This window comes from Amycolatopsis rifamycinica (assembly GCF_000695625.1).
GTDB classification, from domain to species: Bacteria; Actinomycetota; Actinomycetes; order Mycobacteriales; family Pseudonocardiaceae; genus Amycolatopsis; species Amycolatopsis rifamycinica.
Genome location: NZ_JMQI01000028.1, coordinates 246,918 through 261,402, shown reverse-complemented (window position 1 = coordinate 261,402; position 14,485 = coordinate 246,918). Strand labels below are relative to the sequence as shown.

The window sequence follows — 14,485 nt, the reverse complement described above, 5'->3', positions numbered from 1 at the left end:
ATGCGGCCAGTGCTGCTGGAGATGACCGGCTTCGCCTCCTTCCGCGAGAAGACCGAAGTCAGCTTCGAAGACACCGATTACTTCGCGCTCGTCGGGCCGACCGGCGCGGGCAAGAGCACGGTCATCGACGCGCTCACCTTCGCGTTGTACGGCTCGGTCGCCCGCTGGGACCACGAAGGCCTCGTCGCGCCCGCGCTGGCGCCGACGGTGAACCGCGCGACCGTGCGGCTGGTCTTCGACGCCGGCGGCGCGCGCTACCACGTGGTGCGCGAAGTCCGGCGCAGCGGCGGCAAGAAACCCACGGTCAGCGTCAAGAACGTCCGCCTGGAACGGCTCATCGACCCGGCCGCGCTCGGCGGCCCCGAGGACGACGCCGAAGCCGTCGCCGCGGACTCCGAGGTCACCCCGGCGGTCGAACGCCTGCTCGGGTTGACGTTCAAGCACTTCTGCACCTGCGTGGCGCTGCCGCAGGGCGACTTCGCGGAGTTCCTGCACGCCAAGGCCGCCGACCGGCAGAAGATCCTCATCAAGCTGCTGGGCCTGGAGGTCTACGAGCGGATCGGCCGCCGGGCCGGCGTGACGGCGGAGCAGCAGAAGCAGCGCGCCGCCGTCCTCGCCGAACAGCTCGGCAGCTACGCCGACGCCACCGAGGAAGCCGTCGCCGGGCTGGCCGCCCGCATGACGGCCCTGGCAGAACTGGACGCGCGGGTGAACGCGGCCCTGCCGGGGTTGAACGACGCCACCCGCGCGCACGACGAAGCCCGCCGGCGCGTCGCCACGCTCACGGCGGAGCTGGAAGTCCTCGACGCCGTAGAACGCCCGGACGGTGTCGAAGACCTCGAAACCCGGCGTCGTGCCGCGGCGGACACGGCGACGGCCGCCCGGTCCGCGCTGGAGACGGCGGAAACGGCGGACGAAGCCGCCCGCGCCGCGCTGGCGGCGGCACCCGACCGGGGTGAGCTGGAACGCGTCCGGGCGGCTCGCACCGAACTCGCCGACACCGAGAAGGCCCTCCCGCGTCTCGGCGAAGCGGCGAAAGCGGCGAAGCAGGCCAAGAAGGCTGCCGCCACGGCAGCGAGCGAAGCGGTGTCGGTTCTCGACGCGGCCCGCGAGAACCGGGACAAGACAGCCAGGGCGGCGGAGGACGCCGCCGCCGAAGCCGCCCGCGCCCGGCAGGACCGCGACCGGCTCGCCGACCTGCGGCCGCCGGCGGATCTCGGGGACCTGTCGGCGGAATCGGCGCGGGTGGCGAAGCGCACGGCGGCCGCCGACGCGCGCCTGCGGGCGGCCGAGGCCGCCGACGCCGAAGCACGCCAGGCCCTGGAAGCGCAGCCCGACGTCGCTCCGCTCGCGGCCGCCCGCTCCGACGCCCGCACGCTGTACACGATCTGCGACGCGCAGCGCAAAGCCGCGCCGGAGCAGGCCGCTCGCCGGGCCGAGCTCGAAACCGCGCGCGCGGCCCTCGCCGCCGCCGACGCCGAACTCGCCGCGGCGAAGAGCGCGCTGGCCGAGGCCGAGCGGACCGGGCAGGCGCTGGTGCTGCGGGCCGGGCTCGCCGTCGGGCACCCGTGCCCGGTGTGCGAGCAGGAGGTCGCCTCGCTGCCGGACGCCGTCGGGCACGCCCACCTCGCCGAGGCCCGCGAACGCGCCGAGCACGCCGAACGCGGCCGCACGGCGGCCGAATCGGGCGTGCGCAAGCTGGAACGGGCCGTGGACCGCGACGCCGACTCGGCCGCGTCGGCGGCCGCGCAGGCGGAAGAACTGCGCGCGGTGCTCGCCGCGGTCGCCGGCCCCCCGGAGTCGGCCGTGCTGCGGCGGCCGGTCGAGGCCGCTTTCTCCGAGCAGGACTACGCGGCTCTGGTCACCGCCGTGCGCGAACGCGGCGAGTGGCTCTCCGCGACGATCGACGGCCGCGCCCGCGTCGCCGAAGCCGCGCGGGCCGCCGACGCGGAACTGGCCGCGGCCCGTGCCGAACGCGCGGCGGCGCAGCAAGCCGCCGATGTCGTGGCGAAGTCGTTCACGGCGGCACGGGAGGCGTTGCGGGCCGCGCGCGATCCCCTGGTGGAGCTGGGTGCGCCCGCCCTCGACGGCGACGACGTCCCGGCGGGCTGGCAGCGCCTCACCACCTGGGCGGCCGCCGCGCTGGAAGAGCGGCGCACCGCGGTGGCCGCGCTCGAAGCGGCCGCGGAAGCCGCGGGCAAGGAAGCCGTCGTCGCGGCGGAAGACTTCCGGACCGCCGAGCGGGACGCCGAGCAGCGGCGCACCCGCGCGGTCGACACGGGGCTGGCCGAGCAGTCGGCGAACACCGAACTGGCGACCGCCCGGCGCCGGCAGGCGGAACTGACCGCGGCCCTCGACGGCGCGCCGTCCGCGGGCGTGGTCGCCGAGCGGCTCGCCCGCGTCGCGGAACTCGAGCAGGCCGCGAAGACGGCCGACGCCGGGCTGAGGACGGCCCGCGCGACCGCGAAACAAGCCGCCGACAACCAGGCGAAGATCGCGAAGGAGGTCGAGGCGGAGCGGCAGAAACTGTTCCGGGCGCGCGACCCGCTGGTGGGGCTCGGCGCCCCGCCGATCGACGGGTTTTCGGGGGTCCGGGTGGCGGAACCCCCGGCCCGGGGCGAAGCCCCGGTTGCCACAGACGGGGAGAGCCTCCTCGACGCCTGGACCGCGCTCACGGATTGGGCCGCCGGCCAGGCGAAAGACCACCGCGAACGCCTGGCCGTCGCGACGACCGCCGAGCGCGAAGCCGTCGAAGCGTTGCAGGCGGCCGAACGCGCGGTCGCCGCCGACGTCACCGCGCTCGGGATCGTCCTGCCGGAGGGGCCGGTGCGCGACCGCGTCCCGGTCGCCGTCGCGGCCGCACGGGCGCGCGCCGAAGCCGACCACGCCGACATGCAGCGGCGCGTGGGGCGGGTCGCGGGGTTGCACGAGGACATCGCGGCCGCGGAGTCCGACGCCCAGGTCGCGCGGCTGCTCGCGGACCTGCTGCGCTCGGACAAGTTCCCGCGCTGGCTGATCGCCGGGGCGCTCGACACGCTGGTCGCCGAGGCGTCGGCGTCGCTGCTGGAGCTGTCCGGCGGGCAGTTCGAGCTGACCCACGACAAGGGTGACTTCCTGGTGGTGGACCACAACGAGGCCGACGCCCGGCGCCCGGTGAAGACGCTGTCCGGCGGCGAGACGTTCCAGGCGTCGCTCGCCCTGGCCCTCGCGCTGTCTTCGCAGCTGGGGGCCATGGCGGCGGAGGGGGCGACCAAGCTGGAGTCGATCTTCCTCGACGAGGGCTTCGGGACGCTGGACGAGGCCACCCTCGACGTCGTGGCGTCCACTTTGGAAAACCTCGCCGCGTCCGGCTCCCGGATGGTCGGGGTGATCACGCACGTGCCGGCGCTCGCCGAGCGCGTCCCGGTGCGGTTCCTGGTCACCCGGGACGGCACCGGCTCGCACATCGCCAGGGAGGGCGCATGACCGCGGTCGCCGGGATGCACTTCAGCATCGACGCCTGGGACCCGGGCTACGGCAGCTCGATGGAGGCCGAGGAGCTCGGCCGCTCCCAGGCCGAGGTCGAACTCGACGTCGAGGTCCCCGAAGCCGAATGGGCGCCGATCGACCCGTCGCCGGTGACACCGCCGCAAGCCGTGCTGTTCGTCGACGGCGTCCGGCGGATCGACGCGCGCGTCTGGATCGACGACCCGGCCGGCACGAACTCGGCGTCCATCGGCATCTGCGCGTCCTACGCGGCGGGGGTCGTGTGCTGCTGCGAGGGACAGGCGCACGTCGTCGGCACCGACGTCCGGCGGGGACTGTTCACCGTCGCCCCGCAGGCCGACGACATCGCCACCCCGGCCGGGATCTACACGGCCCACCGGGCGGCGGCCAAGGAGGACAAGCCGCTGCCGGTGGTGCTGTCCTCGGCGTTGCAGGAGCAGCTGGCCGAAACGGAGCTGGAGACGGCGATCCGGGCGCGCACGGCCATCGACGGCCACGTGCGCGACGACCTGCTCGTGGTGGACGGCCCGCTGCGCGGCCGCGCGCACCTGGACCGGGCGGTCGGGTTCATCAAGAGCCACCAGACGACGTACCTGCCCGGCGAGCTCAACGCGATGGTCGGCCGGCTCGGTGCGCACCAGCGCACGCCGGTGTTCCTGATGGGCACGACGTGGGTCCGGCACTCGTGGTACCTGCGGCTGCCGTCGGTGGGCGGCCCGCCGTGGTCGGGGGTGGTGCGGGTGGAGGCGGCGCCGCACCTCGGCCGCGAGCAGGTCGCCGAGCTGGCGAACGTCACCCAGTCGGTGCTGGGGCGGTTCGCGTCGGTCGCCTACAAGGACTCCCGGGCACCGCAGAACCTCTACCCGATCGCTGGACTCGAGCGCGACCTGCGGCACCGGCTCGGCGACCAGCAGTTCGTCTACCGGGCGCTACGGCTGGCCGCGGCCCGCTGACCCGCCTCCGCCGGCTCTGCCACGACAGCGGCGGCAGGAGCGCGCGCCGGGCCCGGGGTGGCGGCAGGAGCAGGTGCTGGGTCCGGGGTGGCGGCCAGGGGCAGGCGCCTGGGCGCGGTGCGGCGGCAGGCTCAGGAAAATGCGCCGGACCCGGGGCGGCGGCAGGAGCAGGCGCTGGGCCTGGGGCGGCGGCAGGCGCGCGCCGGGCCCCGGGGCGGCGGCTGGGGAACGCGCCGCCCCGGGGTGTCCTGTGTGGAGGGTCAGCCCAGCGAGCCGTCCCCGGTCTGCGGTGCGCCGGCCGGCTTGACCGCGACCTGCGGTTTCGTGGGCTTGGCGGGCTTGGCCGGCTTCGGCTTCGGCTTCGTCGTGGGCGGCTTCGGCGAGGTGGGCGGCGGTGTGCCCGTGATCGTGAAGGAGCCGACCGCCTTCCGGCCGTCCGAGCACGGGAAGGAGGCCGTGTACTTGCCGGGCCGCTTGATCGCCGTCGTGCTGCCGCTCATGTGGCCCCAGTTGCCCACACCGCCCATCTTGATCGGAGCGGTGAAGCCCGCCGACTTGACCGGCGCGGACGGCGTGCACCCGTGGCCCAGCCCCGCGTACACGTCCGCGGTGATCCGGCCGCCCGGTTCGACCTTCGGGGTCAGGCTCCACCAGACCTCGTCGGCCGCACTCGCCGGGGCCGACAGCGTGAGCGTCACCGCGCTCGCGGCCATCAGGCCGATCAGGGTTTTCTTCAGCATGGCTCGTCCCCTCTCGTTGGTGCTCCTTCCACGCCTGAGCCGGGGAAATGGTTGAGGCCAATCGCCAGCGGCGAGGAAACTCCGAGCGGGCTTCGTCATGCGCCGAGCGGACCCGACGCATGACGAAGCCGGCAGCCGGTGCCCGGCTCGTGCGTCAGGCCTTGCAGCCGGGCGCGTTCGCGGACGCGACCATCAGTTCGGGCGACGCCGTCACGGCGCCGACCGGGTCGTACGTGCCGTCGACGTCCGCCTGCGCCTGCTCGACGGCCGCGGCGGCCGGGTTCTGGGACGCTTCGTTGCCCCGCTTCGCGCGGTCGAGCTTGGCCTTCGCCTCGGTGGCGCGGTCACGGGCCTTGGTGAACTTCGCGAGGAAGCCCTGCCGCACGGTCTCGCCGAGCGGCACCGGCGCGGGCGGCAACGCGGTGAGCTTCTCGACCACCTCGCCCGTGCGGGCCGCGATGCCGCCCAGCGTCGCGCTGAGCTGCTTCTGCGACTCGGCGATCGAGTTGGGTGTCGGCTGGTTGGGCTCGGCTTCCCGGTTGGTGCGCTCCCGGTAGCCGTGGATGGCCGAGCAGAAGCCGTCCATCCAGCGCACGGCGGCCGGATCGGCGACCGGCGACACCGGGATGGTGGTCTGGACCGTGATCGGGTTCGGGTTCTGGGCGGGCGGCGGCGACCCCGTGCGGCTGTTGCACGCGGTCAGCAGCAGGCAGGCGCCGAGCAGAGCGGCGGCGATCTTCATGGTGGTTCCCCCTCGCGTTTTGCCGGTAAACGCGCGAGACGGCCGGAAGGTTGCGTCAGGCGGCGGCGAGACCGCCGCCGAGCGCCCGGAGGCCGGCGGCGGTGAGCTCGGCCCGCGTCCACTGCCCGACGGCGACGACCCGGGCCGGCCGGATCAGCCCGGCCCGCGCCAGCTGGTGCGCGGTGGCCTGGTCGCAGCAGGGCAGGCCGTCGACCCGCAGGTCGGGTTCACAGCTGCAGGTGAGTTCGGCCCGCCCGGCCCCGACGGCCCGCAGCATCGCCATCGCCCGGCGATTCAGTTCGGTGTTCATGGTGGTCATCCCCCTCGAGTGTGCCGACTATGAGGAGACGTGGCCGCCGTCACCGAATACGCGACTTCCGGCAGGGTCACCCGAACGGCTCAGGTGCGCTTGCCCCAGCGCTGGTCGTCCGGTTCTTCGCCGCGCGCGACGGCCTCGAGGTAGGCCCGGTCGACGGCGAAGCGGGCCGCGATCTCGTCGTGCCGCGCGACGGCGCCGTGGCCGGGAATGAGGACATCGACCCGCCGGGCGGCTTCTTCCAGCCGATCCAGCGCGGCCGGGTAGGCCTGGTCCTGACCGGGGCGACGCGGGTCGGGAAGCGGGATCAGGACGTCGGAGAGCAGGTCGCCGGCGACGAGGACACCCCGATCGGCGAGCAGGAGGGCGGCGTGCCCGACGGCGTGGGCGTCGTGCTCGATGATCTCGCCGGGGAGCGGGTTCTCGTCCGCGGGGAGCGGAGTGAGCAGCGCGATCGGTTCAAGGGGAATGTCCGGCGCGGTTTCCTTCGCCATGGCCTGGGCCCGTTCGCGGGCTTCCCCGGCCGTGCGGGCGTTGGCGGCGGTGGCGTACCGGGGGACGTCGCCGAAGCGGGGGTGCCAGAGCAGGTGGTCCCAGTGGGGGTGGGTCGAGAACCCGGCGACGACGGGCATCCCGAGGCGGTCGAGGTCGTCGGCGAGCTGCTCGAGCTCGAAACCGTGGATCCCTGGGTCGACGAGGACCAGCCCGTCGTCCGTGCGCACGACGGTGGTGTTGCTCCAGACCCAGTCGCTCTGCCGCACCCACACGCCGTCGGCCACCTGATTCAGCATCGGGTCACCGTGTCAGGTGCGGCTGCCCGGCGCAATGGAGCCGGGCCGGCGACCTCAGAGCCGTTCCTGCAACGCGTCCGCCGCGGCGAGCAGGTCCGCCGCCCACCGGGCGCCCGGCTTCCGGCCGATCCGCTCGATCGGCCCCGACACCGAGACCGCCGCCACCACCGTGCCCGCCGAATCGCGCACCGGCGCCGAAATGCTCGCCACGCCCGGCTCCCGCTCCGCCACGCTCTGCGCCCAGCCCCGCCGCCGGACCTCCAGCAGCGTCCGCTCGCCGAAGACCGCGTCCGCCAGGATCGTGCGCTGCGTGTGCGGGTCCGCCCAGGCCGCCAGTACCTTCGCGCCCGAGCCCGCCGTCATCGGCAGGCGGGACCCCACCGGCACCGTGTCGCGCAGGCCGCTCGGCGGCTCCGCCGTCGAGACGCACACGCGCTGGACGCCGTCGCGCCGGTACAGCTGGACGCTCTCGCCCGTGACGTCGCGCAGCTTCGGCAGCACCACACCCGCCGCGTCGAGCAACGGGTCCGTCGAACCGCCCGCCAGCTCGGCCAGCGCGGTACCGGGGCGCCAGCGCCCGTCCGGGCCGCGGCGCAGCAGCCGGTGCACCTCCAAGCCGACCGCGAGCCGGTGCGCGGTGGCCCGGGGCAGACCCGTCCGCGTGCACAGTTCCGCGAGGCCGCAGGGGTCGTCCGCGACCGCCTGCAGGACGGCCACTGCTTTGTCGAGTACTCCGATACCGCTATGCTGTCCCACGACCCGATACTAGCGTCCCGCACTTTGGGAAGTCCAGCATCTGGGAAACCCTGAACTCGAGCTGCGCCCTCCTTCGCGGCTCGCACCCCGATCTCGCAGGTGCGCGCCCGAGTTCGACGACGAACCGTGGAAGGAGCCGGAGATGACCAGCCCGACCGGCAAGGCCCGCACGCTGGCGGAGAAGGTGTGGGAAAGCCACCTCGTGCGCCGAGGCGAAGGCGCCGAACCGGATCTGCTCTACATCGACCTCCACCTGCTGCACGAAGTCACCAGCCCGCAGGCCTTCGACGGCCTCCGCCTGGCCGGGCGGCCGGTGCGCCGCCCCGACCTGACCATCGCGACCGAGGACCACAACGTCCCGACCGTCGACATCGAGCTCCCCATCGCCGATCCGGTCTCGCGCACCCAGGTCGACACCCTTCGCCGCAACTGCAAGGAGTTCGGGGTCCGGCTGCACCCGATGGGTGACGCCGAGCAGGGCATCGTGCACGTCATCGGCCCCCAGCTCGGCCTGACCCAGCCCGGCATGACCGTGGTCTGCGGCGACAGCCACACCTCGACGCACGGCGCGTTCGGCGCCATCGCCTTCGGCATCGGCACGTCCGAGGTCGAGCACGTGCTGGCCACCCAGACGCTGCCGCTGCGTCCCTTCAAGACGATGGCCATCACCGTCGACGGCGAGCTGCGCCCCGGCGTCACGGCGAAGGACATCATCCTCGCGGTGATCGCGAAGATCGGCACCGGCGGCGGGCAGGGTTACGTCCTGGAGTACCGCGGCAAGGCCATCGAGGCGCTCTCGATGGAGGCCCGGATGACCGTCTGCAACATGTCGATCGAGGCCGGCGCCCGCGCCGGGTTGATCGCCCCGGACGAGACGACGTTCGAGTACCTCAAGGGCCGCCCGCACGCGCCGCGGGGCGCCGACTGGGACGCGGCGGTGGAGAACTGGCGGCAGCTGCGCACCGACGACGGCGCCGAGTTCGACGCCGAGGTGCACCTGAACGCGAGCGAGCTGACGCCGTTCGTCACCTGGGGCACCAACCCCGGCCAGGGCCTCCCGCTGGGCGCCGAGGTGCCCGACCCGGAGACGATCCCGGACGAGAACGACCGCATCGCCGCTGAAAAGGCCCTGTCCTACATGGACTTGAAGCCCGGCACGCCGCTGCGCGAGATCGCCGTCGACACGGTCTTCCTCGGCTCCTGCACCAACGGCCGGATCGAGGACCTGCGGGCCGCGGCCGAGGTGCTGCGCGGTCGGAAAGTGGCGGACTCGGTCCGGATGCTGGTGGTTCCCGGCTCGATGCGCGTCCGCAAGGCCGCCGAGGCCGAGGGGCTCGACCAGGTCTTCACCGAGGCGGGTGCGGAGTGGCGCCAGGCCGGCTGCTCGATGTGCCTCGGCATGAACCCGGACCAGCTGAAGCCGGGCGAGCGCAGCGCGTCGACGTCGAACCGCAACTTCGAGGGCCGGCAGGGCAAGGGCGGCCGGACGCACCTGGTCTCGCCGCTGGTGGCCGCCGCCACGGCCGTCCGGGGCACGCTGTCGTCGCCGGAAGACCTGCTGACCGCCGCCCGCTGACCCACCCGAGGAGCTACAGCCATGGAACCGTTCACCCAGCACACCGGCGTCGGCGTCCCGCTGCGCCGGTCCAACGTGGACACCGACCAGATCATCCCGGCGGTCTACCTCAAGCGGGTGACCCGGACGGGCTTCGAAGACGGCCTGTTCGCCGCCTGGCGCGGTGACGAGGACTTCATCCTCAACCAGGAGCCGTTCCGGAACGGAAGCGTGCTGGTCGCGGGGCCGGACTTCGGAACCGGTTCCTCCCGCGAGCACGCCGTCTGGGCGCTGATGGACTACGGCTTCAAGGTCGTCATCTCCGCCCGGTTCGCCGACATCTTCCGCGGCAATTCCGGCAAGGGCGGCCTGGTGGCCGCCCAGTGCGAGCAGCACGACGTCGAGCTGCTCTGGAAGCTGCTGGAGAACGAGCCCGGCACCGAGGTCACGGTCGACCTGCAGGCCAAGACCGTGCGGGCCAAGGACTTCACCGCGCCCTTCCAGATCGACGACTACGTCCGCTGGCGGCTGCTGGAAGGCCTCGACGACATTGCTCTCACGTTGCGCCATGCCGGTGAGATCGACACCTTCGAGGCGAGCCGCCCGTCGTGGAAGCCGACGACGACGCCGGTGACCGCCGGCTGAGTGTTCGAAAGGGGCGGGATCCGTTGTGTGACAGGGGATCCCGCCCCTTTTCCAGGTTGCTTCTTCCGCTGCCGAACGGCCCTCCGCGAGCCCCTTTTACCGGGCGGCACGCGAGGCGGAACCCGTCCCGGGACAAGGGAAAGTTCCGCGTGCCGTTTGGAATTTGTGCTGCGTTGGTAATACCGTGTCGCTAGTCGGCCGACGCGGCCGTGGAGCCTTCCTGGAGGACTGGACATGGCCAACAAGGCCCAGCTGATCGAGGCGCTGACCGAGCGCCTGGGCGACAAGAAGGCCGCTTCCGAGGCGGTCGACGGTCTGGTCGACATCATCATCCGGACGGTGAACAAGGGCGAGAAGGTCAACATCACCGGCTTCGGCGTGTTCGAGAAGCGCGCCCGCGCCGCCCGGACGGCCCGCAACCCGCGCACCGGTGAGGCCGTGAAGGTCAAGAAGACGAACGTGCCCGCGTTCCGCGCCGGAACCACGTTCAAGGACGTCGTTTCCGGAGCGAAGAAGCTGCCGAAGGCGACCCCGGCCAAGCGCACGACAACAACGTCCCGGACGGCGGCGGCGGCCCCGAAGGCGGCGACGACGCGCACCCGCACGGCGGCGGCCAAGCCGGCGACCGCTGCTCCGAAGACGACGGCGGCCAAGCCGGCGACCACGCGGACGAGGTCGACCACGGCGAAGCCGGCCACGGCGGCGAAGTCGGCCACGGCGGCGAAGTCGGCCACGGCGGCGAAGGCTCCGGCTGCGAAGACGACCGCCGCGAAGACCACCGCTGCGAAGACCACCGCTGCGAAGGCGACCGGGACGAAGACCGCCGCCGCGAAGACCACCACCGCCGCGAAGACGACCACGGCCCGCAAGGCCCCGGCGGGCCGGACCAGCGCGGCCAAGACGACGGCGGCGAAGACCACCGCGGCCAAGACCACCGCGGCCAAGACCCCGGCGAGGCGAACCTCGACCGCGGCGAAGAAGGACTGACCCGCCCAAAACTGTCGTACCCCTCCGGTAACGTGAAATCCGGGGGACCCCCAGGGGGCGACCCCCTGCTAGACGAGCAGCTTTTCGCCAGGGCCCCGCGCGACGTGCGCGGGGCCCTGGCGCATGTCCGGGCCCTGCGGCAGAAGTGCCTCGACCCGCCCGAAGGGGCAAGCCGCTTACCCAGCCGGTCGGCTCATGGACCGGAAACGCCGACCCGCGTGCCTGGACGGACGGTTGGCGTATCGCGAGGGCGGCGCGTGTACCTGGACGGTCGGCTCGTGTACCGCAAAGGTCGGTCGGGGCGCGGATCGAGGCAGAGCATGGGCGAACCGACTGCTGAGGCGAGTGATCCGAGCCGGGGAGTTCGCGAAAGAACGCCCGGCAAGGCACCCGATCCTCCGGGTACGCAGGCCGACCGCCGGCATACGTGGGCCGACCGTCCATGCGCGCCAACCGACTTCCCCGCTGCCCGACCTGTGTACGGCGGAGAGTTACCCCAGGCCGGCCGGGACGGGACGGTGGGTCACCCGGCCGGCCCAACGCCCGGCCCGGGACCGGTACCGCCCAATTTCGCGAAGTTGCTTGAGCGCCCGGCCGAGTGATGCCACGCTGCGTTCCTCGGGCCCGCGTCCGGCGGGGCCGGTCGTGGGCGAGGCGAACCTGGGGGCGACCACCATCGACATCCGGCTGCTCGGCCCGTTCCAGGTGCTCGTCGACGGTTCGCCGGTCGTGCTGACCAGTTCGCGGCAGCGCGCGCTGCTCGCCACGCTCGCGCTCGCCGCCGGGCGGCTGGTTTCGATCGATGCTCTCGCGCGGGGGGTGTGGGGGGAGACTCCGCCCGCGCACATCCGCGGCAGCCTGCAAACCTACGTCATGCGCCTGCGCCGGCTCTGCGGCGAAGACACCGTCGTCACCGAACCGGACGGTTACCGGCTCGTCGTCGACCCGTCCCGGGTGGACGCCCTGCGCTTCCTGCAGACCCTCGACCGGGCCGCCGCCGCGACCGAACCCGCTCGGCGCCGGGAACTGCTCACCGCCGCGCTCGACGGCTGGGGTGGGGCTCCGCTCGAAGGTGTCGGGTCGCCCGCCCTCGCCGCCGAATGGGGGCCGCTGCTGACCGAGCGGTACCTCTTCGCCGTCGAGCAGCGCATCGACCTCGACACCGGGCTCGTCCCCGATGCCCGGCTCGTCGCCGAACTCACCGACCTCGTCGCCCAGCACCCGCTGCGGGAGTCGTTGTGGGAACGGCTGGTGCGCACCCTCGCCCGGTCCGGGCGCCGCGCCGAGGCGCTGGCCCGGTACGCCGGGCTGCGGGCGTTGCTGGCCGACGAACTGGGCGTCGAGCCGGGCGAAGACCTCCGGCGGCTGCACGCCGAACTGCTGGCCGCCGACACCGATCCGGCCGTCCACACCGTTCCGCGGCAGCTGCCCTTCGACGTCGCCGGCTTCACCGGCCGTGGCCCCGAACTCGCCGAGCTCGACCGGCTGCCGCCCGGCGGCGCGTCCGGGATCGTCGTCATCGAAGGCACCGCGGGTGTCGGGAAGACGTCGCTGGCCGTGCACTGGTCCCACCGCGTCCGCGAGCGCTTCCCCGGCGGCCAGCTGTTCCTCGACCTGCGCGGCCACTCCGCCGACACCCCGGTTACGCCCGGCGCCGCGCTGGCCGGCTTCCTGCGCGCCCTCGGCGTCCCGGCCGAGACGCTGCCCTCCACTGTGGAGGAACGCTCGGCGCTGCTGCGCAGCAGGCTGGCCGGCAGCCGCACCCTCATGCTGCTCGACAACGCCCGCGACGCCGACCAGGTCCGGCCGCTGCTGCCCGGGCCCGGCAACCTCGTCGTGGTGACCAGCCGCAACCAGCTGCGCGGCCTCGTCGCCCGCGACGGCGCTCGCCGCATCGCCCTGCGCTCGTTCGACGACCGCGACGCCACCGCGCTGCTCGCCGGCAGCGTCGGCTCGCAGCGCGTCGCCGCCGAACCGGACGCCGTCGCCGAACTCGTCCAGCTCTGCGGCCGCCTGCCGCTGGCACTGGCGCTGGCCGGGGAACGCGCTTCCCGGTTCTCCGGCGTCTCGCTCGCCGGGATCGTCGAGGAACTGCGCGACCAGCGCCTGCGGCTCGACACCCTGCGCGACCCGCAGGACGCCGGCACCGACCTCCGCGCCGCGTTCTCCTGGTCGTACAAGGCGCTGCGCCCGGCCGCGGCGCGCTTCTTCCGGCTGCTCGGCCTGCACCCCGGGCACGGTTTCAGCCTGACCTCGGCCGCCGCGCTCGCCGGCGCCGGCCTGCGCGAAGCCCGTGAGCTCGCCGACCAGCTCGCCGCCGCCCACCTGCTGAACCAGCCCGGCACCGACCGCTACCAGTTCCACGACCTGCTGCGCGTCTACGCGGGCGAACTCGTCGAAACCGAATCGACGGAGGCCGAGCGCGCGGCGGCGCTGCGCCGGCTCGTCGACTGGTACCTGGTCAGCGTCGCCGAAGCGAACAAACTGGTCCGCCCCGACCTGCTCACCGAGGACATCACGCTCGACCCGGCGCCGCTGCCCGCCGTCCGCTTCGCACAGCACGAGCAGACGATCGCCTGGTACACCACCGAACGCCAGGCCCTCACCGCGCTCGTCGGCATCGCCGCCGCCCGCGGCTGGACCGCGCACGCCTGGAAACTGGCGTGGCTCCTGCGCGGTTTCTTCGCCGAGCGCCACGACCGCGACGACTGGATCACGACCGCGCGCACGGCCGTCGCCGCCACCCGCGACGCCGGCGACAGCACCGGTCTCCAGTACAGCGCCAACAACCTCGGCTCCGCCTACCTGCGCACCCTCCAGCCGGACAAGGCGCTCGAGGCGCTGGAGGAAGCGCGCGCCGCGTCCGAGGGCGGCGACGGCACCGCGCTGACGGTGGCGATCCTGTCCAACCTCGCCGGCGCCTACTACGTCCGCGCCGAGTACGCCGAAGCCGAACGGCACGCGCTGCAAGCCGTCCACCTCGCGCGCGACCACGGCCAGCGCACCTTCGTGCCGCACGCGCTCCTCAACGTCAGCGCCAGCCGCATCGGCCTGCGTGACTACGACCACGCCGCCGAAGCGGCCCAGGCGGCCCACGAAGCCTTCGCCGAACTCGGCGACCGCTACCACGCGGCGCTCGCGCTCGGGAACGTCGCCGAGGCCCTCGAAGGAGCGGGCAGGCACGCCGAAGCGGAGCAAGCCGGCCTCGACGCGCTCGCGGAACTGAAAGAATTGAACGCCGACTACGGCACGATCGACGTTCAGATCACCCTGGGCCGCTTGAAGCGCCGCACGGGCCGCGAGCGGGAGGCGGGCGGCCATTGGGCCGAGGCGCTGACCGTCAGCCAGCGCCTCGGCGACCCCCGCGCCGCGGAGGTGCAGGCCCTGCTGGCCACGGTGCCGGCAGAAACCCCCTCGCCCGGGGATGCGCCGTACCCCTAGCCCGGCGCAGCCCAGCGGGACCCGGGGTAAGTACACCAAGATCGACTGTCACGGCGCTGTCTCGTCGTGACAG

General features: G+C 73.6%; 11 protein-coding genes. 6 read left to right on the top strand and 5 right to left on the bottom strand.

Going from position 1 to position 14,485, the window contains the following annotated elements; genetic code table 11:
* Together DV20_RS44040 and DV20_RS15660 are read left to right on the top strand one after the other, a co-directional pair.
* Entirely contained in the window at nucleotides 1-3,465 is a 3,465-nt protein-coding gene (locus DV20_RS44040; RefSeq protein ID WP_167344381.1) for an AAA family ATPase, read from the top strand.
* Entirely contained in the window at nucleotides 3,462-4,439 is a 978-nt protein-coding gene (locus DV20_RS15660) for a hypothetical protein (protein WP_043780740.1), read from the top strand. The genes DV20_RS44040 and DV20_RS15660 overlap by 4 nt, the downstream gene beginning before the upstream one ends.
* A gap of 260 nt (nucleotides 4,440-4,699) precedes the next feature.
* On the opposite strand, the gene DV20_RS15655 is transcribed toward DV20_RS15660, so the two are convergent.
* From DV20_RS15655 to DV20_RS15635, 5 genes are all read right to left on the bottom strand, one after another.
* Complete coding sequence (locus tag DV20_RS15655) at nucleotides 4,700-5,179, bottom strand: hypothetical protein (RefSeq protein WP_043780737.1); 480 nt, start codon at nucleotides 5,177-5,179, stop codon at nucleotides 4,700-4,702.
* A gap of 154 nt (nucleotides 5,180-5,333) precedes the next feature.
* Nucleotides 5,334-5,921, bottom strand: a complete 588-nt coding sequence (locus tag DV20_RS15650; protein WP_043780733.1) for a hypothetical protein — start codon at nucleotides 5,919-5,921, stop codon at nucleotides 5,334-5,336.
* 55 nt (nucleotides 5,922-5,976) lie between these two features.
* On the bottom strand, nucleotides 5,977-6,231 hold the full coding sequence (locus tag DV20_RS15645; protein WP_084093506.1) for a hypothetical protein: 255 nt from the start codon (nucleotides 6,229-6,231) through the stop codon (nucleotides 5,977-5,979).
* A gap of 89 nt (nucleotides 6,232-6,320) precedes the next feature.
* Nucleotides 6,321-7,028 carry an MBL fold metallo-hydrolase gene (locus tag DV20_RS15640; protein WP_043780729.1) on the bottom strand — a complete coding sequence of 236 codons (708 nt, stop codon included), beginning with the start codon at nucleotides 7,026-7,028 and terminating at the stop codon, nucleotides 6,321-6,323.
* A gap of 54 nt (nucleotides 7,029-7,082) precedes the next feature.
* Nucleotides 7,083-7,784: an IclR family transcriptional regulator gene (locus DV20_RS15635; protein WP_004560682.1), complete on the bottom strand. Its 702-nt coding sequence runs from the start codon at nucleotides 7,782-7,784 to the stop codon at nucleotides 7,083-7,085.
* A 142-nt stretch (nucleotides 7,785-7,926) separates the two neighbouring features.
* On the opposite strand from DV20_RS15635, the gene leuC reads away from it, so the two are divergent.
* From leuC to DV20_RS15615, 4 genes are all read left to right on the top strand, one after another.
* Nucleotides 7,927-9,360, top strand: coding sequence for a 3-isopropylmalate dehydratase large subunit (leuC, locus tag DV20_RS15630; protein WP_043780728.1), 1,434 nt, complete (start codon nucleotides 7,927-7,929; stop codon nucleotides 9,358-9,360).
* A 21-nt stretch (nucleotides 9,361-9,381) separates the two neighbouring features.
* Nucleotides 9,382-9,984, top strand: coding sequence for a 3-isopropylmalate dehydratase small subunit (gene leuD / locus DV20_RS15625; RefSeq protein ID WP_043780727.1), 603 nt, complete (start codon nucleotides 9,382-9,384; stop codon nucleotides 9,982-9,984).
* 234 nt (nucleotides 9,985-10,218) lie between these two features.
* Complete coding sequence (locus tag DV20_RS15620) at nucleotides 10,219-10,971, top strand: HU family DNA-binding protein (protein ID WP_043780725.1); 753 nt, start codon at nucleotides 10,219-10,221, stop codon at nucleotides 10,969-10,971.
* A 645-nt stretch (nucleotides 10,972-11,616) separates the two neighbouring features.
* Complete coding sequence (locus DV20_RS15615; RefSeq protein ID WP_152603725.1) at nucleotides 11,617-14,412, top strand: AfsR/SARP family transcriptional regulator; 2,796 nt, start codon at nucleotides 11,617-11,619, stop codon at nucleotides 14,410-14,412.
* Nucleotides 14,413-14,485 lie beyond the last annotated feature (73 nt).